At 71.1% G+C, this 25541-nt stretch carries 17 protein-coding genes and 1 pseudogene; 3 read left to right on the plus strand and 15 right to left on the minus strand.

Annotation, left to right across the window (positions count from 1 at the left end; translation table 11 throughout):
• Nucleotides 1–144: 144 nt before the first annotated feature.
• The 9 genes and pseudogenes from ABZU32_RS07655 to ABZU32_RS07695 all read right to left on the minus strand — a co-directional run.
• Nucleotides 145–690: pseudogene (locus ABZU32_RS07655) on the minus strand (SIS domain-containing protein); the annotation flags it as partial.
• Between the two features lie 5 nt (nt 691–695).
• Complete coding sequence (locus tag ABZU32_RS07660) at nt 696–1919, minus strand: glycosyltransferase (RefSeq protein WP_354918576.1); 1224 nt, start codon at nt 1917–1919, stop codon at nt 696–698.
• A complete protein-coding gene (locus ABZU32_RS07665) occupies nt 1916–3184 on the minus strand; it encodes a glycosyltransferase family 9 protein (protein ID WP_354918579.1) in 1269 nt (422 codons plus the stop codon). The genes ABZU32_RS07660 and ABZU32_RS07665 overlap by 4 nt, the downstream gene beginning before the upstream one ends.
• Complete coding sequence (locus ABZU32_RS07670) at nt 3181–4296, minus strand: glycosyltransferase (RefSeq protein ID WP_354918582.1); 1116 nt, start codon at nt 4294–4296, stop codon at nt 3181–3183. Before ABZU32_RS07670 ends, ABZU32_RS07665 begins: the two co-directional genes overlap by 4 nt.
• Nucleotides 4293–6005, minus strand: a complete 1713-nt coding sequence (locus ABZU32_RS07675; RefSeq protein WP_354918585.1) for a carbamoyltransferase C-terminal domain-containing protein — start codon at nt 6003–6005, stop codon at nt 4293–4295. Before ABZU32_RS07675 ends, ABZU32_RS07670 begins: the two co-directional genes overlap by 4 nt.
• Before the next feature lie 538 nt (nt 6006–6543).
• Complete coding sequence (locus ABZU32_RS07680) at nt 6544–7230, minus strand: hemerythrin domain-containing protein (RefSeq protein WP_354918587.1); 687 nt, start codon at nt 7228–7230, stop codon at nt 6544–6546.
• Between the two features lie 243 nt (nt 7231–7473).
• Complete coding sequence (locus tag ABZU32_RS07685; RefSeq protein ID WP_354918590.1) at nt 7474–8568, minus strand: hypothetical protein; 1095 nt, start codon at nt 8566–8568, stop codon at nt 7474–7476.
• Between the two features lie 89 nt (nt 8569–8657).
• A complete protein-coding gene (locus tag ABZU32_RS07690; RefSeq protein ID WP_354918593.1) occupies nt 8658–8966 on the minus strand; it encodes a helix-turn-helix transcriptional regulator in 309 nt (102 codons plus the stop codon).
• Nucleotides 8967–9073: 107 nt separating this feature from the next.
• Complete coding sequence (locus ABZU32_RS07695) at nt 9074–9469, minus strand: hypothetical protein (protein WP_354918595.1); 396 nt, start codon at nt 9467–9469, stop codon at nt 9074–9076.
• Nucleotides 9470–9899: 430 nt separating this feature from the next.
• Between ABZU32_RS07695 and ABZU32_RS07700 the strand changes: the two genes are divergently transcribed.
• Nucleotides 9900–10676, plus strand: a complete 777-nt coding sequence (locus tag ABZU32_RS07700) for a phage Gp37/Gp68 family protein (protein ID WP_354918598.1) — start codon at nt 9900–9902, stop codon at nt 10674–10676.
• Here ABZU32_RS07700 and tcmP read toward each other — a convergent pair.
• From tcmP to ABZU32_RS07725, 5 genes are all read right to left on the minus strand, one after another.
• Complete coding sequence (tcmP, locus tag ABZU32_RS07705) at nt 10663–11874, minus strand: three-Cys-motif partner protein TcmP (RefSeq protein WP_354918601.1); 1212 nt, start codon at nt 11872–11874, stop codon at nt 10663–10665. The genes ABZU32_RS07700 and tcmP overlap by 14 nt on opposite strands.
• A gap of 485 nt (nt 11875–12359) precedes the next feature.
• Nucleotides 12360–14492, minus strand: a complete 2133-nt coding sequence (locus ABZU32_RS07710; RefSeq protein ID WP_354918714.1) for a DEAD/DEAH box helicase — start codon at nt 14490–14492, stop codon at nt 12360–12362.
• A 5-nt stretch (nt 14493–14497) separates the two neighbouring features.
• The gene (gene brxD, locus ABZU32_RS07715; RefSeq protein WP_354918604.1) at nt 14498–15844 is read right to left on the minus strand and encodes a BREX system ATP-binding protein BrxD; all 1347 of its coding nucleotides are present in this window, start codon (nt 15842–15844) and stop codon (nt 14498–14500) included.
• Nucleotides 15841–18750, minus strand: a complete 2910-nt coding sequence (pglZ, locus tag ABZU32_RS07720; protein WP_354918607.1) for a BREX-2 system phosphatase PglZ — start codon at nt 18748–18750, stop codon at nt 15841–15843. The genes brxD and pglZ overlap by 4 nt, the downstream gene beginning before the upstream one ends.
• Entirely contained in the window at nt 18747–22646 is a 3900-nt protein-coding gene (locus tag ABZU32_RS07725) for a hypothetical protein (protein ID WP_354918610.1), read from the minus strand. Before ABZU32_RS07725 ends, pglZ begins: the two co-directional genes overlap by 4 nt.
• 175 nt (nt 22647–22821) lie before the next feature.
• Between ABZU32_RS07725 and ABZU32_RS07730 the strand changes: the two genes are divergently transcribed.
• Complete coding sequence (locus tag ABZU32_RS07730; protein WP_354918613.1) at nt 22822–23475, plus strand: RloB domain-containing protein; 654 nt, start codon at nt 22822–22824, stop codon at nt 23473–23475.
• A 66-nt stretch (nt 23476–23541) separates the two neighbouring features.
• Nucleotides 23542–23868 (plus strand): cold shock domain-containing protein, encoded by a 327-nt coding sequence (locus tag ABZU32_RS07735; protein ID WP_354918616.1) that lies wholly within the window; start codon nt 23542–23544, stop codon nt 23866–23868.
• Between the two features lie 16 nt (nt 23869–23884).
• Here the strand turns inward: ABZU32_RS07735 and ABZU32_RS07740 are convergent, their stop codons facing one another.
• Entirely contained in the window at nt 23885–24706 is an 822-nt protein-coding gene (locus ABZU32_RS07740; protein WP_354918619.1) for an ATP-binding protein, read from the minus strand.
• Between the last annotated feature and the right edge of the window lie 835 nt (nt 24707–25541).

The raw sequence follows: 25541 nt of genomic DNA on the forward strand, positions 1-25541 counted from the left end.
CTTCCCGTTCCGCCGGTCTTGCTCGTTCCGGTGGGCCTGTCCGTCCAGCACGGTCTGCTCGTCCGGTGGGACCTTCCTGTCTTGCCCGTTCTGTCTGTTGAGCGGTGTGGAGGAAGCCCGGTCGGCGGAGGTGTGCTCGTCGCGCAGCGAGGCGTCGAACGCGTCGCAGAGCAGGTGGATCACCGCGAGGTGGACCTCCTGGACGGTGGCGCAGTCCTGCGAGGGCACCGCCACCGCCCCGTCGCAGCGCGCGGCCAGGGGGTTCGGGGCGCGCCCGGTCAGGGCCCAGGTGATGAGCCCGCACTCCCGGGCGGCCTCGGCGGCGGCGAGCACGTTCTTGCTGGTCCCGCTGGTCGACAGGCACAGCAGGACGTCCCCGGCGCGGCCGTGCGCGCGCACCTGCCGGGCGTACACCTCCTCGGCGCCGAAGTCGTTGGCGATCGCCGTGGCGGAGGAGGTGTCGGCGTGCAGCGGGATCGCCGCGTACGGGCGCCGGTCGGTGCGGAAGCGGCCGACCAGCTCGGCCGTCAGGTGCTGCGCCTCGGCCGCCGATCCGCCGTTGCCGCAGGCCAGCAGCCTGCCGCCGCCGGCCAGCACCGCGGCCAGCGTGCGGCCCCAGGCGCGGACCCTCGGGGTATCGGCGTCCACCGCCGACAGCGCGGCGCTCAGCCGCGAGAAGTGCGGGTGCATGGCTGTCAACCTCCCGCCGCGGCGAGCCGGTCCAGGCGGTCGCCGATCAGGCTGCGGTACACCGACTCGGTCTGCGCCGCCACCCGCGGCCAGCCGTATCTGGACCGGGCGCGGCGCACGCCAGCGTCGGCCATCGAGGCCCGCACGTCGGGCCGGGCGAGCAGGTCGCGGAGCACTCCGGCCAGCGCGCGGGGCCGGCGCGGCGGCACGAGCGCGCCGCACCCGGACACCGTGTCCAGGTGGCCGCCGACCGCCGAGGCGACGACGGGAACCCCGCAGGCCATGGCCTCCACCGGCACCATGCCGAACGGCTCGTACCACGGCACGGTGACCACGGCGAGCGCCGATCTCATGAGGGCGGGGACGTCCGCGCGGGCGACGCTGCCGATCAGCCGGACCCGGCCGGACAGCCCGGACGCTGCGACCAGCCGGGACAGTCGCGTCGACTCCTCGTCGCCGGGGTCGCCGCCCGCGATGGTGAGATGCGCCCCGGGCACGTGCGCCAGCGCTTCGATGATCGTCTCGACCCCCTTGCGCGGGACCAGCCGGCCGATGCTGAGGATCCGCGCGACCCCGTCCAGTCGCGGACGGCGCCCGTCCGCGTCGGCCGGGTGCGGCAGCGGCGCGTCGGGGTGGAACAGCGCGAGGTCCACGCCGCAGGGGACGACCGTGACCCGCTCGACCGGCACGTCCATCGCCGCCAGCTCCCTGACCTCGTCGGTGCAGGTGGCGACGACGGCGGCGGCCCGCCGTCCGATGTCGCGCTCGACGGCGAGGCGGCCGGGAGGGCTGGTGTCGGCCGCGCCCTGCCAGCGCCGTTTGACCGTGCCGAGCGCGTGGAAGGTCTGGACGACCGGGACGCGGAGCTCCTCGGCCGCCGTCAGGGCCGCCAGCCCGCTCATCCAGAAGTGCGCGTGCGCGACGTCCGGCCGCGTGGCCCGCCAGCGCCGCGCGAGATGGGCGGCGAAGGCGGGCATGTGCGGCAGCAGCTCGTCCTTGGGGAGCGGCTCGGGCGGTCCGGCGGGCACGTGCTCGACCGTCACCCCCGGGGACATCGTCACCGTGAGCGGTTCGTGCCCGGCGACGCGCCGGGTGTACACGGTGACCTCGTGGCCGAGCCCGGCCAGGGCGGCGGCCAGGCCGGCGACGTGGACGTTCTGGCCGCCCGCGTCGACGCCTCCCACGGCGGCGAGCGGGTTGGCGTGCTCGGACACCAGGGCGATCCTCATCGCGCCCCCTCGGGGACGCCGCCCGGGCCCCCGTCGCCGAGACCGGGATCGTCCGCCCCGGGGACCTCCGGGCGGTGAGCTTCCGGGCGGTGAGCCTTCGGGCCGTGGGCCTCCGGGCGCTGGGCCTTCGAGCCGTGAGCCTCCGGGGCCTGAGGCCCCGAGCCGTGAGGCTCCGGCGGGACCGTCCGGAGCGGCAGGATGGCCCCGCCCTGCCCTGCGCCGTCTCGCCCCGCGCCGTCTCCCTGGGCGGCGACGAGCGCGAGCACCGTACCGACGACCTGCTCGCTGGTCACCGACGACAGACACGGGTGCCCGGCGACCGGGCACACGCGCGCCCGGCTGCCACGGCACGGCGCGTCCTGGTCGCCGAGCAGGACGACCGGCACGCGGTACGGCGCCCAGCGCGCGGCCGGCACGACCGGGGCGAACAGGCTGACCACCGGGGTGCCGACGGCCGCCGCCAGGTGGGCGGGCCCGGTGTTGGCCACTACGGCCGCCGAGGCGCCGGCGAGCACAGCCGCGAGCTCGGGGAAGGTCGTCACGCCGCCGAGGTCGCTGCCGTAGGCGCCGGCGACCTGTGCGGTGAGCGCCTGCTCGTCCGGGTCGCCGGTCACGACCACCCGCACTCCGGCGAGGACCAGGTCGCGCACCGTCCGGGCGTGGTGCTCGGCGGGCCAGGCCCGCGCGGGCGCCGAGGTCCCCGGGTGGACGACCACGTACCCGGGCGGTCCGGTGAACTGGTGCACCGAGGGCAGCGGCCGGCGTACCGCGAGCGCTCCGTCGTCGCCGGGGGGCAGCTCGAACCCCGCGGCCTGGACGAGGCCGAGCATGCGTTCGGCCTCGGGCACGTCCATGGTCTCGTCCACGATGTGCCGCACGTCGAGCAGCGACCCGGGGTAGTCCTCGCTGATCGCGGCGATGCGCGGCACACCGGCCAGGCGGAGCAGCAGCGCGAGCGGCAGCGACGACTGGTGGAAGGAGGTCAGCACGACGGCCATCTCCGGTGCGGCCTTCTCTACCAGGGAGGTCAGCCGGTCCACGTGCGAGCGGCTCAGCGGCAGCGGCTCGGGGTCGATCCACGGCGCCCGCCATTCCAGCACCCGGTGCACTCCCGGCAGGAGCTGGGCGGCGGCGCCGCCGTTCGGGCCGGTGAGCAGCACGACCTCGCGGGCCGAGGCGGCGATCGCACGGATGGCGGGGCCGGCCAGCAGCACGTCCCCGGCGTTGTCCAGCCGCGCCACGAGCACGGTTCCGGGCCCGTTCACCGGCGCGCCCGCAGTTCGCCGCGCAGGCGGTGCACGCAGGCGACCGGAGGGATGATCACGCTGGTCACGGCCATGCGCAGCACCTCCTCGGGGGTACGGGGGCCGGGCGCGAGCCGCGTCCAGGCGAACTCGGCGGTCAGCGCGAGCCAGGCCAGCCCGGCCGCGGAGCCGAGCGTGGCCAGGCGGCGAGAGCCGAACGCGGACGGGCCGTGGGCGCCTGAGCCGAGCGCAGACGGGGTGTGATGGGCGCCAGAGCCGGACGCGGACGGGCCGTGGTGGGCGCCTGAGCCGAGCGCGGACGGGCTGTGGTGGGCGCCGGAGCCGAGTGCGGGAAGGCTGTGGTGGGCGCGGGAGCCGCCGCGCGTCCCGCGGCCGCCGATCGCCATCAGGGCGCACCCGAGCAGGCCGAGAGCGGTGGTCAGCGCGTGAAGGGCGAGGCGGCCGGGGACGTCGTCGACGGCCGCCCGCCAGCCCGCCCCGTGCAACCGCCGCATCAGCGCGTCGTCGGCGTTGCCGCGCTGGGCGCGGACGCTGGCCCAGAACCCGTCGTCGCGCACGGGGTGCAGGGTGACGCGCCGGCCTTTGGCGAGCCCGTACCCGGCCTTGAGCAGCCGCAGCGCGATGTCGGCGTCCTCGCGGTAGGCGTGCGGGAAGCGTTCGTCGAAGCCGCCGACGCGGTCGAGCGCCGACCTGCGGTAGGCCATGTCGGCCGTCGCCCAGGCGGCTCCGGCGAGCGCGGCGGTGTTGCGCTCGGCGTCGGTGGCCCGCCGTCCGCTCGGCAGGTCGACGCGCAGGCGCCCCTGCGAGCCGGCGACGTCGCCTGGAAGGTCGGCCAGGTCGGTGACGAGCGCGTCGCGCCAGCCGGGGCGCGGCACGACGTCGTCGTCCAGGAAGGCGACCCACGGCGTGGTGGCCGCCCGCCAGCCCGCGTTCCTCGCGGCGGCGGGCCCGTGCCCGCCGGTGCGCAGCACCTGGACGTGGCCGGGCACCTTCAGTGCCGGGGAGAAGCGCGGCCGGTCGTCCACCACGATGGTCGGCAGGTCCGCGTCCAGCGCGTCGAGGACCCGCCGCAGGCTCCGCCGGCCGATGGTGGGGATCACGACAGTGATCATGAGCGGAGCACCTCCCCACGGCGCACCAGGTAGGGGCCGATGGCGAGTACGTCGACCGGGGCGGAGCCGAAGCACTCCAGCGCGTCGCGCGGGTCGTCCACGATGGGACGGCCGGCGGTGTTCAGGCTGGTGTTGACCACGACGGGCAGTCCGGTGCGGGCCTGGAACGCCTCCAGCAGGCGCGCGAGCAACGGCTCGGCGCCGTGGTCCACGGTCTGCACCCGTGCCGTGCCGTCCACATGGACGACGGCGGGGATGCGGTCGCGCCATTCGGGGCGCACGTCGTGGACGAACAGCATGTAGGGGCTGGGCAGCGGTCCGCGCTCGAAGATCTCGTGGGCGCGGTCGGCGAGGACCATGGGGGCGATTGGGCGGAACTGTTCGCGGCCTTTGACGACGTTGAGGCGTTCGGTGTTGCCGGGTCGTCCGGGGTGGGCGAGCAGCGAGCGGCGGCCGAGGGCGCGCGGGCCGTACTCCGAGCGGCCCTGGAACCAGGCCACGATGCGGTCGGCGGCCAGCTCGGCGGCCACCGCGTCGCCGAGGTCCCCCGGCCGCGTATAGGGCACTCCCGCGGAGGTCAGCCAGGCCGCGAGCTCCTCGTCGGTCCATCCGCGGCCGAGGTCGGCGCCCGTCATCGGGACGACGGCGTCGCCGTGCAGGTGTGCCAGGTGCAGCGCGCCGCCGAGCGCGGTGCCGGAGTCCCCGGCGGCCGGTTGGACCCAGATGTCCTGGAACGGGCCCTCGGTCAGCAGGCGGGTGTTGGCGACGCAGTTCAGCGCCACCCCGCCGGCCATGGTCAGGTACCGCTCACCGGTCCGCTCGTGCAGCCACCGGGCCAGCTCCAGCAGCACCTCCTCCAGCCGCGCCTGCACACTGGCCGCCAGATCGGCGTGGTCGGCGGTCCACGACTCGCCCCGGCGCAGCGCTTTGGCGTACTGCCCCCAGTCCACCGCCTCCACCCGGAACCCGCCATCGCCGGTGGTGTAGACGCGCTCGCGCAGCTCACCCAGATGACGCGGCTCGCCGTAGGAGGCCAGCGCCATCACCTTGTACTCATCACTGGAGCGCAGGAACCCCAGATGCTCGGTGACCTCCTCGTACATCAGCCCGAGCGAGTGGGGGAGCTGCTGGGCGGCCAGGACGGCCAGGTCGCCGCCGCGGTAATGGCCGGCCAGGTGCGACACCGCCTCACCCCGCCCGTCGCACACCAGCACCGCCGAATCACGATAGGGCGCGGCCAATCCGGCCGAGGCGGCGTGCGCGACGTGATGCGGGACGAACCGCACCTGCGCGGTGTCCAGGCCGGGCAGCGCGGTGGCCAGGAACGCCGGAGCGCGGCGCGCGTAGGTGGTGCGCAGGCCCTCCCAGCAGACCTCGGCCGTCGGGTCGGGCGGCATCGCCGCGTCCCAGGCGAGCCCGGGAGCCGCGGCCGGCGGGCCGAATCCGGCGGGCGACTGCTGGTCCAGGCGCACGAGCTCGGGATCGTAGGAGTAGGCGACGCCGTCCAGGTCCTCGGGGCGCAGCCCCGCCTGGCTCAGGCACCACGCGGCGGCCTGCTCGGGGAGCTCCCAGGCCGAGAAGGGCACGGGACGCTTGCCATGTTTGCGGCGGCTGAACCGTTCTTCCTCCGCCGCCGCGACGACCTCTCCGTCCACGACCAAGGCCGCTGCCGGATCATGAAATATGGCGTTGATCCCCAGAAACCGCATCGGCATACCTCCGTAGGGCCGCGAGTGGTCTGGTTACCGAGCGAAGCGGCTCTCAAACGCGCCTTTGCGCATACGTCGAGGTAGAAAGGTGTGAATCTTGAGCTTTGTCACTATGTGTAGCGAGAATCGGGCTTTTGTCGCTACGGACGGGCGACGTCGCGACCGGCCTCGGAGGGCGTCACCCAGCCGCTCGGGGAAACGTTTCCACCACCCTGTCGATCACCCTCGACGCGCATGTGGCTACGGCATTTCTCCGCGGCAGTTGCCGACGCCGCAGCATGGGTCAGCGTGCTGTTCCGACCGGCGACCGCGACCACAATGGCCGCCGGGCAGCACGCAGTGACGGCCGGACAGAGAGAGGGCCGGACAGGGACAGGGCTGATGCGGCCCCCACACCAAGCCGCCCGTCACATGGCCCCGCCTGGACGGTCCTGCTCTGGACGGCCCAGCTTTGGACGGCCCTGCTGTGGATGGCCCAGTGCCCTCCGGGGCGCTCACGCAGCCGGTCGCCGGCCGGCCCCGCCGCGTCCCGTGCCGGTCAGCCCTGGCTGCGGGCGGGCGTGGCGGTGCCGTACACCCGCTTCGCGTGCGACGCGTACGCCCGCGGAGCCATGATCGGCATCAGCAGTCGCGCCACCAGGGGAGCCTCGGCGAGAATGTTCTTGATGACCTGCGGGTCCCCCTCGTACATGGCCATGCCGAAGGCCAGCGGGAGCCGCTTCTTCGGCAGTTCCTCCATGCTGTGCTTGCCGAGCTCCTGCCACTCGGAGGCCGTGACGTACTTCTCGGCCAGGGGGAGGATGTGCTTCTCCTCCAGCGCCATGTGCTCGACCAGCGCGGCGTCGAGCCGGTCGAGGGCGCTTGCCAGCACCTCGCGGTCGTGCGCGGAAGCCTCGCGGCGCCAGGCGGTCAGCCCCGCCATGACCTCTTCGTTCGTCCGGTCGATCACCTCGTGCTGGCTTTCCATCCGGAGCACGACCGGAGCTACCTCCGTGCTCCCGCGCTCCAGCAGCTTTGGCCACAGGAGTGCGTCCTCTCCACCGTGGTGCGCGTGAAGAATGGTGCAGAGAAGGCCGAGATGGTCGCTGACCGTCTCGCATCTGGCCTTGTCGCCTGCCGTGACGCCCCGCACGAGGGTGGGCGCGAGACCGAACTCCCGGCGCAGCGAGATGTGCGCCATGTACATGTCACGGACGTCGGCCATCGGGCCTTCGACGGATGTCACCTGTTCCCCCGGACTTCCCCGTAGCCGGTAGGCCACGCGTACCGGGGTGGTCCACAGGTGCGCAGGCTACGGCGTGATTGAAATTTCAATCGACATTAACAGGGGGATATGACGAAAAAGTTACCCACAAGTGCGGTGACCGCATACGTTCACCGGGCGCCGCTCTCCACCCGGGCCATGCCGGCGCCGTCCTACGGCGGGGACCCGGTGACCCGCTCGCCATACAAGGCGGATGCGCTTGCTTCACGTCTCGACGTCCCCGCGGAGCCCGGACCGCTGCCACGACGGCCGGGTTCCCTCCCGCCTCGGTGCGGTGGTCAAGGTGAGGATCCCCAGGACGATGGCCGCCAGGGCGCTGAGGACGGCGCCCGTCTGCTCGCCGGCGGTCGCGGCGAGGCTGGTGAGCGCGGCGCCGGCGAAGGTCAGCGTCCGCAGCACCGCCGTCCGTCTCCGTACCACCGGGCGGATCATCGTCGCCAGCACCCCGGCGAGCAGGCTGCCCCACACGATGGCCGCGACGTATTCGTCGCCCGCCTCCATGCGGCTCAGCGCCTGCCGCACCTGCGGCGAGCCTGCGTTGAGCGGGACGATGCTCGGCATCCGCTCAGGGAACAGCAGCCACGCCGCGTCGCCGAGGACGGACACGACCGCGCACCCGACGGCGCCGGCGCAGAGCACGGCCACGAACACCTGCGCGGTGTCACCGGTGCGCCGGGCGACCGCGAACATCGCCGCCGCCAGGGCGCCCACGAGCGCCAACGCCGGCCAGAGATCCCGCCCCGGCAGGGCGTCGGCCAGCGGCGGCATGACGCGCTCGAAAGGGATGAGCGCGAAGCCCGCCGCCCCGGCGACCACACCCGCCGCCGTCCCGTACGCGAGCGCCGCCGGCCGCGCGGCCGACCCGCGGGCGGTGGCCGCCAGCATCACGGTGGTATAGAGAACGAGCATGATCATGCTGAGCGGGATGTGCAGCTCAGGTCGCAGGTACTGCGGGCCGCGAAGGTCCCTGACGGCGACCAGCAGGTACGTCACCGCCACGGCGTAGCCGGCGGTCCGGATCACCCGCGCCGCCGGCGAGCCCGCCACCGGCCCGAACAGGCCCGGCCTGCCGCCCAGCCAGGCCAGTGCGGCCAGAACCAGCGTCAGCGCGACGACGAGCACCCGGGCGCCGGGGTAGACGATGCCGGCCGCCAGCACCGCGGCCACCGCGGCCGCCGTGCCTCCCAGGTGGCCGAGAGCGCGCTGCGCCGAGGGCTGGACCAGGGCGGCCCGGACGCAGCCGAGCGCGAAGCGCAGGCGCGCCCCACCGCCGTCGACCTGCTCCAGTTCGCTCCGCATTGCGGCACCCCACTCGCGCCGCGCGGCGGGTAGCAGCCACACCGCGAGCCCGAGCAGGCGGCCCGCCGCGTCCCGGGACGGCCGCCGGTTCACCACGCGCTCCGCAGCTCGCCGCTGACCCGGCCCGCCGGCGCCTCGGCCGCGGCCCTGGCCATCTCCAGCCCGGCGCCGGTCAGGCGGTACAGATGCCTGGGCGGACGGCCCGCTGGAGGGTCGGACTCCCATGCCGTCTCCAGCATCCCCCGGTCGGACAGCCGCATGAGGATGGGGTAGAGGGAACCGGCCTTGAGGCCGACCTGCCGTCCCAGCTCATAGCCGTACCGCCACTCGGACGGGTCGGCGGCGAGGGCGGACAGCACGGCGACGGTCTGCGGGGAAGGACGTCGGGCTCTGATCACCCGGGTAACTCTATCTATATAGACTTATCCGGCAAGGGCGTGACCGAATGTGGACACCTGGCACTGCCTTCGTGGCGTCCGGCGCGGCGTCGCCGCCGTGGTGGTGGTCATCCGGTCCGGCGTCGCCGTCGCCGCAGGACGGTGACGACGACGGGCCACGGCAGGGCGCAGGCGGCGGTGACCGCCGCGCACATCGCGAGCGACAGCGGGGTCAGGTACGCCAGCGCCAGAAAGATCAGCGGGACCAGCACCAGGCCGTCGAGCACCGGATGGGCCTTCGACCACGCGGTGACCTCCTCGAAGAACAGCGGGACGAACGTCAGCGCCCCGTACACCACCGCCGCGAGGACGCCGACCGCCAGGCCGTGCTTCTCGCCCAGGCTGATGGCCAGGTAGACGTCCACCGGGACCAGCAGCAGTCCCAGCCACCAGGGCGGCACCCGCCGGCCGATGGCGCGCCGGACGGACGACGCGGGCAGTACGGGATGTTCTGACGTGGTCATAGGTGCCTCCTCTGGCGTCCACGGCGAACGGACGGCGCGCGCTCCCCCCACACCGCCCCCGCCTGCCACCAAGTGAACGACGCCTCGCTTGCAGGCCGCTTACACAACGATCAGCGCCTCACCGCAGCCGAAATAGAGAGGCCGGCACATTTCCCGCTCGGGGGTACGCCATCTCCGGGAATTCGGCGGAGAATGGGCGTTTTGTCGGGGTTCGCCGGCGTCGTGAGCGAGTGCCTCCGCGATGGAGAAGCCATCACCGTGCACGGTCTCGGCTGAGTGTCCATGACGTCGCCTGCGGTCGACCGAGACGTGCCGGTGGGGCGAAATTGTGTTCCATCGGAGATCGGGAGAAATGTATCGCCGCTGTGGTGTATTAATAATGAGGGATGTCAGGTGCTTAGCACGAGCAGCCAAGCGGACGGAGCGGGCAATGGCTGGCCGAAGCCGGATCGAATGGACTGAAGTGACATGGAACCCCACAACAGGGTGTGATCGTGTTTCAGCCGGCTGCGATAACTGTTACGCGCTTACGCTGGCTAATCGGCTGAAAGCGATGGGCGCTGCAAAGTACCAGCGTGACGGCGACCCTCGCACCAGCGGCCCGGGATTCAGGGTCACCCTGCACGAGGACACCCTGAGCGCGCCGCAGCGGTGGCGCGAACCGCGACTGGTTTTCGTGAACTCCATGAGCGACCTGTTCCACGCTCGAGTTCCCTTCGACTTCGTGCGCCGCGTCTTCGACGTGATGGCGGCGACGCCTCAGCACACCTATCAGGTGCTGACGAAGCGGGCCACGAGGCTCGCACGCGTCGCGCACCGCCTCTCGTGGCCGGAGAACGTCTGGATGGGGGTGAGTGTCGAGAACGAAGAGGCGATGACCAGAGTCGCCGCTCTGCGGCGCGTTCCGGCGGCTGTGCGGTTCATCTCCGCAGAACCCTTGCTGGGCTCACTCAGTGGCCTTGATCTGACCGATGTCCATTGGCTGATAGCCGGCGGCGAGAGCGGGCCTGGCGCCCGACCGGTGAACCCCGACTGGGTGCGTCAGCTCCGAGATCAGTGTCTTCGTGCTGATGTCGCCTTTTTCTTCAAGCAGTGGGGAGGCAGAACTCCCAAGGCCGGTGGTCGGCTGCTGGACGGCCGCACATGGGATCAGATGCCATCGCGCGGTCCAGGCGCCATGCCCTCATATCGCACTATGACGGCCTGACCGGCACTATCGGGTCCAGATGTAGTCGCTTGTCTTTCCCGATGGCGCCGATAATTCCTCTTTCGTGCAGGCTCTGTGCGGCCCTCCGTACATGTGGTATCCAGGCCGACCCCAGCGTTTGCCCGTAGACCTCGGCCACGTGGTCGGCAAGGCGGAACGTTCCATAAGTTGCCAGTAGCTGGATGATGTTCTCTTCGACGGCCGCGATCCACTTCGGTTCTTCGGTCTTCCGGTATTTTTCGCGGTCAAAGATCGGCAGATCGGTGTGCATGTCGAATAGGGTGGCCTGACCGGAAGATTCGCGCTTACGGCGGTCTCTGGCCACGAGATCATTGCGCCATGCCTCGTGCCAGTCCATGCCTGCCTTACCCAGAGTGTCGGCGAAATGCCACTTCCCTTCCACGTGGCCGGTGAACAGTACGAGGACATACCTCGGCTGGTTGTCCGGGTGAGGCCGCACAGGCATACTCACTGAATCGTAAGCCGTCTCGCCTTTGATGATCTCGCGATATCTGTCACAGACGTCAAGGGCGGCGGACGTAGCCGTGCCAAGATCATCATCTCCGGCCACCTGCGTGAAGTACGCCTGCCACCAATCGCCGCCGAGGAAGCGATTGAGCCGGTCAACCTTTTTCTGATCCTCTGGGGCAAGGATTTCGCGGGTGTGCGTCTGCTTGACGGCGGATCCCAGTCGGGCCACCGCGCTCACGCTGAAGTGCAGAAGCACCTCTGTCGGTGGTCCATCCCGTTCCAGGATCGTGATGAGTTCCTGGTGGGCGAGTGCTGTTCCAAACGGATCGAGGAACACGAAGAGCGCCGCGTCCTGCGCCCTGGACAGCACCTCCGGCAGTCGCTCCCCAAGGTCACCTTGCATGGTCTCGTACCTGAGTCCGTCCGCCTCTTCGGCGAGCACCCGCACGAGGCGCGTGTAGTGCTGCGGGTTCTTCTCTACGAAAATGCCGGCGACATTGCGGAAGTTGGTGACGAACTCAGCGGCCTGTACCAGAAGGAGGGGAGAGCCAGGCGATCCGTCGTCGTATCGACCCCGGCCCGCGTAGCCGTCCACGAAGACGACCCGACGACCTTGAACCCGGAAGCCGGCCTTCGAGGCGAAGATCGCCGGGTAGCGCTTCAAAATTCCATGCTTGAACACCGCCGCAGCGCGCTTCTCGCGGAAAAAATCCTCATTCGCGGTCACTTGTCATGTCCTGTCGGTGCAGGGGAGAGGCTTCGTGCACCATGACACATACATCGAGTCGTCAAGATGCGACAAGAGGAAGTCGAAAAATGGGGCCCGTAGATTGATTCGGCATACAAGTGGACGTCCGATATGCGGTTAAAGTACTGCCACTATCGCCGAGCCCATGCTTTCCGCCGGGCTTGCACTCGCTGCCATGGATGGCGCCGCGTGCCAAGCCTTCGGAACAACAAATCGGCAGTTTCGCGAAATATGATGATTCGTCGGAATCGAAGACCATGACGAGCCTCTGAGACTTGATCTAGAAGTCATGATTCCTGGACATGCCTGAATGGATTTCACCGGTGGGCGACGAGAGGCATGCGGACTGGCCACCTCATTCCACGGTCGTCTCACGACCGTTCGTCAATGACGGTCTCTTCGCTGCGACTCTGGCGGTGAATGGGGGAAAGGGCGATGGTTTCCGGGAGCGGTCGGTGGGTGGTTCACCGGTCGGTTGCCGTCGTCAGGAAGCGTTGCGGCCGGGCCAGTACGGCCGCGGCTCCGTCGAAGTCCGCCAGCCGGGTGGCCAGGGTGCGCTCGGCGAGCCGTGGGGGGAGCGCGGCGTTGAACTTGAGCCCCGCCACCGCTTTGGCGTCCGGCTCGGGAAGGCAGAGCCCATTGGCGGCGTCGCCTGCCGCCGCCGCCCACAGCCGCGGGGTCACATCGGCGCGCAGGCGCAGCCAGGTGTCGGTGACCTGCTGTTTCGGATCGGCGACCGACGCGAGGGTGCTCCGGAGCGTCATGTTGGCGCGGTATCCGGCCCAGGTCCACCAACGGACGTCGTCGCCCTCGCGGACGATCACCGTACCGCCCGGGTGGACGACGTCGATGTGCGCGTCCCGGGCGAGGGACAGGTTCTCGCGGGCGCGCCGCGTGAGCCGTACCGGTGGATCGGCGCCCAGGAGCACCTCACGCATGGCCTGGGTGAGCTGGAACGACCCGGGCTGAGAGCGGATGCCGGACTGCCAGCGGGCCCGCCCTCCGTGTTCGGCCTCTTCGACGTGGCACCGGCGGCGTTTCCAGTCGACCCAGGTGACCCGCCAGCTCCGGCCCGCCAGCAGGAGCAGGCGGGGACCATCCTGGCGATCGGTGAGCAGCGACGGGTCGGTGCGGCCGATCTCCGCGCGGCCGTGCAGGACGGTGAACTGCGGCGCGGCTGTGAAGACCGTGGTGAGTTCCATGAAGTGGCGCCGCCCGAAAGCCGCCTCGGCGGCAGGGCCGATGAACAGCATCCCGTCTTCCGCGTCGAGATATCCGGCGGAGAGGAGATGCTTCACGATCGGCGTCGCCGCGGGACCGAACGGGGCGAGGCCGGGCCACCATTCCGGCCACACGTGGTCGCCGACCCGGCGTTCCTGCAGGCACAGCGCGAGAAGCTGCTGCGCGACGATGTGCCGCGGTTCGGGCGGAGGCGTGACCGGTTCGACCCAGTGCCGGCCCCACAGGAGCAGGAGCCCGGCGGCCTGGACGAGCCCTCCAGGGTCGAGGGCGAGGAACAGGCAGTTGCGGGTGGAGCCGGGCCGCCGTCCGGTGCGGCCGACGCGCTGAAGGAACGAGGCCACCGTACCGGGCGCGTTGATCTGGATCACGCGGTCGAGGTCTCCGACGTCGATGCCCAGTTCCAGGGTCGAGGTGGCGACGATCACGCAGTCTCGCTCTTCGCTGAAGGCACGCTCGGCCCGTCGTCGTTCCTCGGCCGACAGCGAGGCGTGCGAGAGGAAGGTGGTCACGCCCAGGGCACGCAGGCGGGCGCCCAATTCCTCGACCAGCCGGCGTGAGTCGCAGAAGACCAGCCGTTTCTCGCCGCGGTGCAGGCCGGCGACGACTTTGGCCGCGTTGGCGGTCGATCCCACGTAGTCCAGTTCGATGTCACCCGGGGGTGGCTGGTCCGGTGTCCGGTCCAGTGGTCGTTCCGGTGGTGGGGACGGTTCGGGGGCGATGATCCGCGCCGCCCGTGCGCCCCGGCTCGACCCCTGCAGCCAGGTGAGGAGATCGGCGGGGTTGCCGACGGTCGCGGACAGGCCCACCCGCTGGATCGGATGCCCTCCCACCCGGGTCAGTCGTTCGAGCACGCAGAGGAGGTGCCAGCCGCGGTCGTCTCCGGCGAAAGCGTGGATCTCGTCCACGACGACGACCCTGATCCCGGCGAAGAAGACATCGTGCTCCACCTTCGTGCTGACCAGCATCGACTCCAGGGATTCCGGCGTCGTGAGCAGGATGTCGGGCGGATCGCGCAGGATCGCGGCCCGCGCGGCGGAGCCGACGTCGCCGTGCCAGAGGGCGACGCGACGCCCCAGCCATCCGGCGTACCGTTCGAGCCGGGGGAGCAGGTTGTTCAGCAGCGCCTTGATCGGGCACACGTAGATGATCGAGACGCCGGTCCAGCGGCGATGCGCCATGGCCGACAGCAGGGGAAACATCGCGGCCTCTGTCTTACCGCCGGCGGTCGGCGCGAGGAGAACGGCGTCTTCTCCCGAGGTGAGTGGGCGCAGGGCCTGCCGCTGCAGAGGGCGCAGGGACGGCCAGCCCAGCGTGTTGACGATGTGGTGGGCCAGCGTCGGGTGCAGAAGCTCCAGATCGCTCACAGTTCGAGTTCCACGGCGTCCGCCGAGTTCAGCGGTGCCTCTGCGGCGCCACCCCGTCGCGGAGTCGTGGCGTTGCGCTCCACCGCCGTCAGCTCGGCGGGGGCGAAGGTGAGCCGGTAGTGCTCGCGGGGGACGAAGTCCTGGAATTGGTCGACCCGGTCCATGACGTCGACCAGCTTGCGGAGGAACAGCCGTGGCGCGACCCCGACCAGGTCGCCCAGCTCTCCGCTCACCTCCCGAGCGAGGTCGGTGACGTAGGCGTCATCGACCATCGAGGTGACCCGCTGGGACGCCGCCGACCCGTTCGCGTAGAGGTCTCTGACCTTGCCGCCCAGTTCGGTCAGTGAGGCGAGGGTGAAGCCCGGCAAGCGGATCTGAACGGCCCTGGGGTTGTCGAACCGCGGGTCGGGAAGAAAGTCGGTGGCCAGCCGTTGCGCGAGCGGCGCGAGACGCTGCACACCCTGCGGCCCCTCGAAGAAGGCCGGTGTCCCGGTGATCAGCAGGTACAGCCCGGGAAAGCGGCCTGAGTGGATTTCGTCGATGAGCTGGCGAAGCGAGTTGAGCGCCTTGTCTCGCGCGTCCGAGCGCACCCGTTGCAGGGTTTCCACCTCGTCCAGGACGAGCACCAGGCCGGGATGGCCGGAGTCGCGTAACACGGTCAGCAGCCCTTGGAGGAACCCGAGGGCGCCGAAGTGGTCGAGGTCACCCCGCACGCCGGCGGCGCGCCGGGCGGCGGCGGCGACGTTCGGCTGTCCGCCGAGCCAGGCCATGATGGCCTCCGCGGTCGTCGGGTCTCCGTTGGTGGAGGCCTCACGGTAGCCGCGCAGCGCCGCCGCGAAGGTCGGCGCGGATCGGCTCACCTCGCTCAGGCGCTCTTCCAGCAACGTGGCGACGGCCTGGCCGAGTGCCGCGGGCTCGGCTCCCGCGGCGAGCGCGTCCTCCTCCAGCACGTAGAACCAGGCGTCGGCGATGGGCCGCAGGGCGCTCGGCGGGTAACTGGCCGTGCAGAGACGCTCGGTGAGCCGCCGGTACACGGTCTCCAGACGATGCAGGGGCGTCTCGTTCTCCGATACCTGGATCTCCGCCACCGCCATGCCTCTGCGCTTGGCCGTTTCGGCCAGCCAGCGGGTGAAGAAGGTCTTACCTGAGCCGTATTCGCCTCTGACCGCCTTGAACACCGACCCGCCGGACGCGAGCGCGTCCAGTTCCTCGCCGATGGTCTGCTCGAACCGGTCGAGGCCGACGGCCAGCAGATCGAGACCCGCCTGCGGCACCGCGCCCTGTCGGAGCGCGTCGAGGACCTCACGTCGCCGGGCCGCGCTCGCGGGCACGCCGGAGGTCATCGACTCTGCCCTTCAGTCTTGTCCGCCCTGTCCGAGCCGGACGGCCGGGCACCCGGGGGACCGGCCGCCGGACCAGGTCGCCGTGGGGCCGGCCGTAGCCCGAACTGCTCCCGCAACAGGTGCGGGTCCAGGCGTACGCTCCGGCCGTTGTCGGTGATCGAGAGCACGGGATAGTTGTCGATGTTGAGCATGCGCTGGAGCGTGGCCACGAAGCCCGCGGCCCGCACGGCGTGCTCTCCGGCGCTGTCGGCGACGACGGGCAGCGGCAGCGGGCCGCCCGCGTCCAGCAGCGCCAGCAGCACCGACTGGATCTTCGACTTCGCGATCTTGCGCGGCGTCATCTGATGCTGGGCGGCGAAGAGTTCACTGGTGAGCAGATCGGTGACCAGGACCTCGTTCGGGTTCGTGACGGTCGGCGCCGCCGGCGCCGCGTCGAACAGCGCTGGCGCGGTCTCTCCGTCGAACAACGTCGGTGGGGGAACGGCTTCGACCGGTCTTTTCCCTCTCGCCCGAGCCTTGGCCGGTGCCGGTGACGGCCCTTCGGCGCCGGGCGGGTGGGCGTCGAGCGACCACCATTCCGGACGCTGGTCGGGGAGCGCCCGCCACCCCTCGGGCACTGAGGAGCCCAGCGGCAGGAAGGCCAGCAGCGGGATGGTCACCTCGGCGAGGGAGGCCCCGCCGTGGTACCCGGCCTTGCTGGGCAGGTAGCGGAGCGAGGGGTCCCACAGGGCGACGACCCGGCCGCCCGCGACCCGGGGGCCGGACAGCTCCACCTCTCCCTCGCCGGGTGGGCGTCCGGCTTCGCGGTGACGGGCGGAGCCGGCGTCGGCGTCGGCGCGAAGCGTGCCGTCGCGTTCCAGCACGTGCCCGTGGTCGCTGGTCAGGATGACCGCCCTGCCTTGGAGACGGGCATAGTGCAGCAGGGTGCGCAGGATGCCGATGTCGGCGACGGCCCACACGTCGTCCACCCGTCCCCTGCCTTTGTCGAGGCTGTCGTCGATGGCGTTCAGCACCACGCCCACGTGCACCGACGCGTCCTCCAGCGCCGTGGTCAGCCCGTCGCCCAGTGAACGGCCGGCGTCACCCGCCAGGCTGTCCTTGTGGAAGAGCCTCACCGTGCGCCCCCGCCAGAACGAGTGGTTCTCGAACGCCTTGCGCTCCTCGGCGGCGCCGCCCGTGGTGAGGCGCGCGGCGAACAGGCTGGCCCGGGACACCCGGGTGACCGTGGGGATGGCGGCGACCACCGCCCGCCGCCGTGGCCGGCCGGCGTCGGGCAGCGGGTCGTATTCCTCCCAGTGCTGCCGGCGGAGCTCCTCGGCCAGTTCGGCGGCGACCGCGGTGCTCATCCCGTCGAGGACGACGAACAGCACCGGCCGCAGTCCTTCGAGGTCGCCCCCGCCGGCGATGAGGGGGGAGACGACCCGGGGCAGCACGGCGTCCACGGTGAGCAGATCGCCGGGACCGGTGGCGGTCCACGCGGCGAGCTTGGCGGCGAACGCCCGGTTCAGATCGCGCCCTCGGTCCCGGACGAGATCGTGCAGCTTCTCGTACGCCTCCTTGAGCGTTTCGTTGTGCGGTTCGCCGACCCAGACGTCGTCGCGGGCGCGGTCCACCCATCCCCACTCGTCCACCTGCGCCTGCACGGCCGTGCCCACGCCGCTGACCAGCGCCACGGCGTCGAACGGGCGCACCAGCCACTGGAGGAGTCGCCGAGCCATCTCGGCTCGGCGCACTCGATGGGCCTGCGCCGGGGCAAGCATGTGGGCACGTAGCCGGGCGACGGCGCCGGCCAGATCGGTCAGGCTCTCCGGTGACCGCTGCCTGATCGCGGTCTTGAGCGTGGCCGCGACCTCGTCGATGCGGTCCTCGAACCCGGAGGGCAGCAGATCGCTGTGACGGGCCGCCGGTCGTGCGCCGAACTGCACGACGAGTTCCTCCGCGCGGTCGAGGACGGCCTGGGCCAGGCGGCTCTCGTCGACCGAAGCGCCCTCGCGCAACAGGCGGGTCAGGGTGTGCTCGGCGTCGGCGGCGAAGGCGCGGATGGTCGCGTCCGTGACCGTGGCCTGGGACCCTGCCTGCCTGGATGTGAGGGCGGAGATGTAGGCGAGCACGCCTCCCTGCGAGCGCTGTGCGACCTGCTCCGCCGCCGGTGCCCACAGCGCGCCGCACAGGACGCCGAGCGCCAGGGCGTCCTCCGCCCGGCCGCCGTCGGCCAGACGGAACACGACGTCCGGCGTGCTGCCGGCGATCTCCGCCAGCCATCGGCGCAGGCCCGACCGTTCGCCGTCACGCAAAGCACCGAACGCTTCCACCGCGGCAGGGTCGGTGCTCCAGACCAGCAGAGCGCCGGCGTTCAGTTCGTCGGCCCCGATGCCGAGCCGCTCCAGCCACAGGCGACGCGCGGCGAGCTGCCTGAGCGCGGTCTCCCGGGTCAGCATCGCTCCCGCCAGCCGCGGCCATCCGCCGGGCGGCATCGCGTCGATCAGCGCCTCGGCCGCCCAGCCCTCGGCAAGGAGCCGCGGGTCGGTCTGCTGGGCGCCGAAGCTCTCCTCGACGAGCAGCCACGGTTCGACCACGAAGACCCGTTGCCGGATCACCCTGCTCAGCAGCCCGACCCCGAGCGCGCTCTCTTCGGCGTCGGTGAGCACGACGAGCACGGCGTCGTCATCGCGCTCCAGGTGGACGGTGACCTGTTCGATCACCGCCAGCGGCGACACGGCCGCCACGATGCGGACCGGCCGCCCGTGCAGCACGGTCTCCTCAGGACCGGCCCACACCGGCTCGGCTCGGATGAGCAACGCCCGCTGGTCGCTCTTGGCGTACTTGCGCAGCAGCCGGGCGACCTCCTGTTCCAGGGCGGCGGTCGCGACGGGCAGGGGCCGGGGCGGGGCGGGGGTCGTGCTCACGAACGGGGGACCGATCGCATGGAGATCTCGACGGCGGCCTGGGGGTCGGCCTTGGCCAGCTCACGCGCGTGGGCCAGCAGATCGGACAATCTACGCTCCAGGTCGGAGTCCGGCGTCGGAAGGGCCCGCGCCTCGGCGAGCAGCCGCGCCAGACCGTCCTCCAGCAGGGACACCGGCCCCTGGTACACGACCTTCGCCGTCACCGGTGGCGGTGGCGGTGGCGGTGGCGGTGGTGTAACCGCGTCGCGCAGCAGCTTGGACGCGGCCGTGGCGGCCTTCGCCAGCGCCGGTGCCAGGGGGAGGGTCAACTCGTCGGCCAGGGCCACCTGGCGCAGCTCGCCGAGGATGAGCCCGGCCCGCGTGCGGTGCGGCTCGGGCAGGTCGGCGATCAGCGCGAAGCTGTCCCAGCGCGCGGCCCGTAACGCGGCCACGACCGTCGCCGCGCTCTTGATGCTCGTGCCCGCCCGCTCGGGCGCCTCGCCGACGTCGGCGGTGGCGAGCCGCTCGATGATCTCCAGCTTGGCGTGCTGTGAGGTGAGGCCGTCGAGCAGGTCGGCGGCCAGGCGCGCGGTCCGCAGCCGGCCGTCCTTCGCGTCCAGGTGCAGGCCCAGCATGTCATGGTGGTTCTCCAGCTCGGCGACGAGCTGGTGGGCGGCGTCGCGGAAGCGGCGCGCGTCGTCGGAGAGCGCCCGGGCGAACAGGCCGGCCAGCCGTGCCCGGCGTGCGGCGGGCGGGTTCTGGCCGAACAGGGCCATCGCCCGCCGGCGTGCGGCCTCCCACACCTCCTCGCTCGGCGGCCTCTGCTCGCGCAGGGCCATGTCGTCCCGGATCTGCGTGAGCTCGGGGTTGACCGGGCCGCCGTGCTGGACCCACGCCCGGTCGGTCTGCTCGGCGAAGCAGGTGATCACCAGGTGGACGACCAGCCGGTCCATCCCGCGCGCGTCGGGCCGGCCGTCGGCGCCGTTGATCCAGCCGGTCAGCGCGGGAACCTTCAGGTCGCCGTCGACGCCGTCCTGCGCCACGCACTGGTGGATGTGGCGCCGCCAGTGGGTGCCGAGGACGAAGGCGGCCTCGTGCATCTCGCCGAGCAGCAGAGGGTTGGCGATGCGGCGCATGGCGGCCCGGTGCGGCCGGTCGACCTCCACCCGGCCGTCGGGTGACTCGACGGCCTTGCGCACGTAGTCGAGCACCAGCCGGGCATCACCGGGCTTGACGACGGCGGCGGCGCCCGCACCGTCCGGGTCGAAGTCGGGATGTGCGGGGAACTGGCTGGTCATCATCTGGCCGGCCAGCCGGTGCATGGCCTCCGCCAGAGAGGCGCCCGAAGGCAGGCGCGGGTGCAGTTCCTCCGACAGCGACAGCAGATGATCGTCGAAGCCGGTGACGACGTCGGCCTGCTGCTTGATGGTCAGCCCGTACGCCTGGCGCAGGGTGTCGGTCAGTCTGCCCTGCAGGACGTCCCGCTGGCCGCTGAGCGTCTGGCGCGCGCGGTGCCGGTCGGTCGGGCCGAGGTCTTTGGCGAGTTCTTCGAACCGCTGGCCGTGCAGCGCGTATTCGATGGTCACGAGCTTGCGCAGGTCCTGGGTGCGCTCGGTGGACAGCGAGGCGGGCACCCAGCAGAGCGTGCGGTCACGAAAGCCCTTCGCGTACATCATCTGGACGCGGTTGCGGTCGTCGGCAGGGGTGTAGTCACCCTCGTCGAAGGGATAGTCGACGATGAGCCGCCAGCTCGCGGGGCCGGCCGGATGGAAGACGTCGTCGCGCAGGTCGTCGTGGTCGCGGATGTTGCCGAAGACGACCTCCACCGAGCGTCTGCTGCCGCGCCAGGCGAAGTCGTACCGGTCGCCGCCGTACTCACCGGTCTCGGTGACGCCCAGTTCCTTGTAGAGCAGCTTCCTGACCAGGTTCTTACGGGTGCCGGCGGTGTCGGCCCCCGCGTTGCGGGCGTTCTCCAGGATGGAGTCGACGTCGATGCCGACGAGTTCGAGGCCGACGCCCGGGTCGTCGCCCTTGGTGAACTTGATCTCGTTGAACTGGCCGGCCCACTCTTCGACCTTGCGGGCGACCTGTCCGACCTCCCCTCCGGGGATGGGGCTGGTGACGCTGCCGTGGTTGAGCGCGGCCAGGCGGCCGGCGGTGAGGTTGTGCAGCGCCGGGACGGTGGGCGCGAGCGCCGACAGCAGCAGCGTCTTGATCAGCCGGTCGTCGCCGGTGAAGGCCCGGACCCGGGCAACCAACCGTGCGTCCGACATCTCACCGCGCCGCACCCGGCTGATCTCCTCTTCGGTGAGGTCTCCGTACCGGGACAACAGGTGCGGGCGGAGCTTGGTGTCGTAGAGCTTCTGCGCGGCCTCGAACTCGACCTTGAGCTTCTGCGTGAACGGCTCGTCACCGCCCTCGGCGATCACGTCGTACAGGTCGCCGAGGGGGATCAGCTCGCCCAGGCGCAGGTCGTCGCGGCGGCGGATCAGGATGCGCCGCATGAGCTTCAGCGCGGTGCGGGAGCGCTGGAGGGCGCTGGAGATGTGGACCAGCGTGTCCATGAAGGCCGGGCTGAACGGATAGGTCTTGCGGAACGCCTCGATGTCGGCGCCGGTCGCGTCGCCGGTGCCGAGCAGGGTGTCCCACACCTCGCGCCGCACTTTCCCGGTCTGGTCGAAGGCACGGGCGATCGCGGCCTCGGCCGTGGAGTCCTTGGGGGTGAGCAGCCGTTGCCGGGTGATCTCTGGAAGGTTGCGGTCTTCCAGGGTGATCGTGTCGAAACGTCCCTTGGCGAGGTCCAGCGTGTCCTGGAACCCCAGCTCGACGGCGCCGATCACTTCCTGGCCGACCAGCTCGCGCAGGTCGCGCTGGCGGGCGATGAGGCTGATCACCGGTACGGGCCGTGTCGCGTCGCCCGATTCGACGAAGTTGGTGATCTTCTGGACCTCGCGGGCCACGAACTTGGAGTCGCCCACCGAGTTGGCGAGCCAGAGGATGAGCTCGTCGAGGAAGAGGATGAGGGCGTCGTAGCCGAGGTCCTTGGCGTGCCGGCTGAGCTCCCACAGGCCGCGATCGAGGGAGACGTACCCTTCGGCGTCCTCTTTGGCGTTGGTGAAGAAGCCTCGGTTCCAGGTCTGCAGCAGGTCGTTCACCAGGCGGCGCCGGAGCGTGTCCCCGGGAGTGAGGACGACGGGGTGGTCGGTGTCGCCGTCGGAGGCGTCCGCGTGGGACCCGGCGAACGCGGCGTCGAGCTTCTCGGGCGTCCAGAACGCCGAGGTGTCGCCCCACTCATCGGGCTCCCCGGGCCCGTCGCCGCCGGGGAGCCCGCGGATGAACGCCTGGTCGCCGATCTGGGTACGGAGATGGCGCGCCTGTTCGAGCAGGGCGTCGGTGCGGTGGACGGCCGGGATGGGCGAGCCTGGTTCGAGGGCGCGGACGTAGTCGACGTACCGGCCGAGGACGCGGTGCTCCAGGGACTTGGCGTCCAGCAGATGGAACGGTACAAGCAGGAAGCGCCTGCCGACCAGCCAGTCGTGCCTGGCCAGCAGGCCGGCGAACTCCTTGCGCTCGCGCGCCGCCTTCTCGCCGCGCAGCAGGGCGTGCAACACTGCCATGAAGTGCGACTTTCCTGCGCCGAACGACCCGTGCAGGTAAGCGGCCTTGGAGCCGTTCCCGGTCACCGCCGCCTTGATCAGCCCGAGCGCCCGGTCGTAGTTCGCGACGAGGTCGTCGGTGATGACGTAGTCGCGAAGCGTCGACTCGGCGTCCGTCACCCCCTCGGCGAGCTTGAGCACGAAATCGCTGTCGCTCATCTCCTCGGGAATGTCGATGAACTCCCGGAGTAACGGCTGCTGGCCCGGCGTCGTCATGACCCTCACTTGTTTGACCTGCGGCAGGAACATTGTTGAGCTCATCAAGGTAGTCGTGCGGCCACGTCATATGGAAGTGGGGCCGGAATGCTACACCGGGAGATGCAGTGGCGAATGGGCGTTTTGTCGGCTTCATTGACGTGAGAGCGAGCCTGGTGCCGGGATCCAACGTCACCCTTTTGGCCTGGCGCACGCCGCGCCTGAGATCCCATCCACCTACGTGATCGATCTCCTGGACTCGAGTCCGCATCCTTATCTGTCGGCGCACTTCATCCGTCTGTTCAGTCACCGGTCCACCCATCCCCGCGATGCTCAACTGATCTTCACCGGCCATGACGCGACGTTGCTCGGCCGTATTCAGGGTGAGGAGGTACTCAAGCGGGACCATGTTCGGTTCACCGAAAGGAACGAATATGGCGAGCCCGAATTATTCACTGTCAGAGTTCGAGTCCCGCCGGGACGGGAACCGGGCGCGATGGTGCTGTCCCGATCGTCGATGATGATCTCTTTGCCGCGGCTCTGGCAACGCGTGGGGAAGGGGGCATCGCTCACGAGAGAGATGGTGCGGGCGGCGGAGAACTGCGAGGTCCGCCTCGCCCTGTCGACTCCGCGCTTCGAGTTATGGCTGCTCCTGCACCATGTCGGCCACGGGAAACCGTTCCAGTCCGCCGAGAGTGCCAAGAAGCCGCTCAAAGACGTCGTGCCCACCTGGAGCGAAGGTGCGACGAAGTACGCCGACTTCGCGCATGGGGTGGAGACCGTCTGTCGGCGGGCGCGTAAGCTCCACCCCGATGACGACGATCCGCTGAAGAACCCCTCGACCGGCGTCTGGCGACTCGTCGAAAGCCTGCGATACGGAAGCGCCTCCAACTGATGAGCCGGTCATCGGCATGGTGGCGGGTCCGGAGATCCGTCGAGCATGGCGGTGAGGAGAAGTCGGATGGGCGTGGAGCCGGGTTCGATCGCCACCGGAGTGGTGGTCGAGTGGAGTGACGAAGAGGGCTGGGGCTACCTCCGGTCCGCCGATCTTCCTGGCGACGTCTTCGCCCACTTTTCCATGATCGTGGGAGAGGGATACCGATCACTCCGTCCCGGACAGCCGGTCCGGTTCACCTGGGAGCGGGCCCAGCAGGACGGCTTCGACTTCCGCACGATCGAGGTCTTCACGGGAGACGACGTCACGCCACGCCCGCCTGGCGCGGTCGGCGGGCGTCGTAACGACGGAGGCGCGTACACCAGCGATCTGCGGATCGACTTCGACCAGTAGCCGCGGGGGTCGCGCGTCAGCCGGCGTGGGAGGTGTCCGCGGCCGGGGTGGTCAGATGCCAGCGGCACCAGACGGTCTTGCCCTTGCCCTCGCCGTCGGGGAACGGAGTGACGCCGGTGTCGTCGGCGAGCGCGTCAACGATGGTCAGACCGCGGCCATGGACGGCCTCGACGTCGAGGTCCAGGTGGCGGGGCAGTTCGGGGCCGTGGTCGGTCACGCGGACGCACAGGGCGCGGGTGCCGAGCCACAGGGACAGCCGGACCGGAGGCTCGCCGTAGGAGACGGCGTTCGCGAGCAATTCCCCGACGGCGAGGACGACATCATCGGTGAGTTCGGGCAGCGCCCAGGAGATGAGGGTCTCCTTGACCGCGCGACGCGCCTCGCCGATCATCGACAGGTCGTCGGTCAGGTCCCAGCAGGCGGTGCGCAGACCGCCGTCCCGCGTTGGTGGCATCGGTGCTCCGTCAGGTGTCGGACGGCTCGGGAGAGCCGGGTGGAAGGGGCGGCGGCCCAGACGATCTGCCGCCGCTGGAGGGGTGGGGTGGTCGGGGACGAGGGGGAACAGGACCACCCGTTCGGCCTCGCGCATCAGGTTGCGCAACTCGTCGGCGGTGCCCGCCTGTAAGGCCAGGGGAGCGGGCAACGGCCAGGTGGCGACGGCGTAGAACCGCCGGGAGCCGACGCCGTACCAGATCGCCCAGACCGGCTCCATCTGGTCCAACTGCTGAGCGGCCGCCCGCTCGGCCGCGTCCCAGCGCCGCGAAGGGACGAGCGTGGGCGCCACGCCCGGCCGGTGCCGGCCGCGCGCCGGCGCCGGGGGGGCCGCGTCCCTGCTCACGCCTCCACCCCCCTGCGCCGCCCATGCCGCCCATCTCGTGCGCCTGGCACAGTCGGAGGCTGCGGCCTGATCGGCGTGCCGCCGCCCGCCGTTCGTGACGGCTCCGGCCGCCGGTGCCGCCCAGACCCACCGGCGACGGTGCCGTGCGGGAGGGAGGACGGTCGAAGGTCCGGCGGCATGAGCGGGCGCACGGGCCGCCGGGGGACGGGCGGGCCCGTCAGGCCGAGACGCCGCCGTGTCGCCATGCGAGCCTGGATCTGCGCGGAGGTGGGCTGTGCCCACTCATGGCCCGGACGGTGGGGAAGGCTCGCGGCCTCGTGGGCGTACGGCGGGTGCCCGCACCAGCGGCAGCCGAGAGGCATCGGCGGCTCGTCAGCGTGCCAGCGGACGCGGATCACGCGGATCCCCCTGCTGGGAGGGCATCCTCGACTAGGGTTCTGCATCGGATCGGACCTCCATCGTCCGGTCAAGGGGCATGCCCGGCCTCCACTGCCGAGGCGTGACCCGCTTCGTGTACGGGGCTGGGGTCGGCCACGGGCTGGTTTCGGCCCACCGGGGTCGGCTCCCTCTGGGGCGAGCCCCGCTTCGTGTACGGGCTGGGTTCGGCCACGGGCTGGTTTCGGTCCACCGGGGTTCGGCTCCCTTCGGGGCGAGCCGTGCTTTGTGTACGGGGTGGGTTCGGCCACCGGCTGGTTTCGGTCCACCGGGGTTCCGCTCCCTCCACGCCGGTTACTGAACCGGAGCGAGGCACGAACGCCCCCTCTTCCGCGCTCAGGGGTTGCTTGATCGGCGCCGGTACGGCGGGACGTGGGTCGGCGAATCCGGCGCCGTCCTA

Source organism: Sphaerisporangium sp. NPDC005288 (genome assembly GCF_040607475.1).
Classification (GTDB): Bacteria; Actinomycetota; Actinomycetes; order Streptosporangiales; family Streptosporangiaceae; genus Sphaerisporangium; species Sphaerisporangium rhizosphaerae.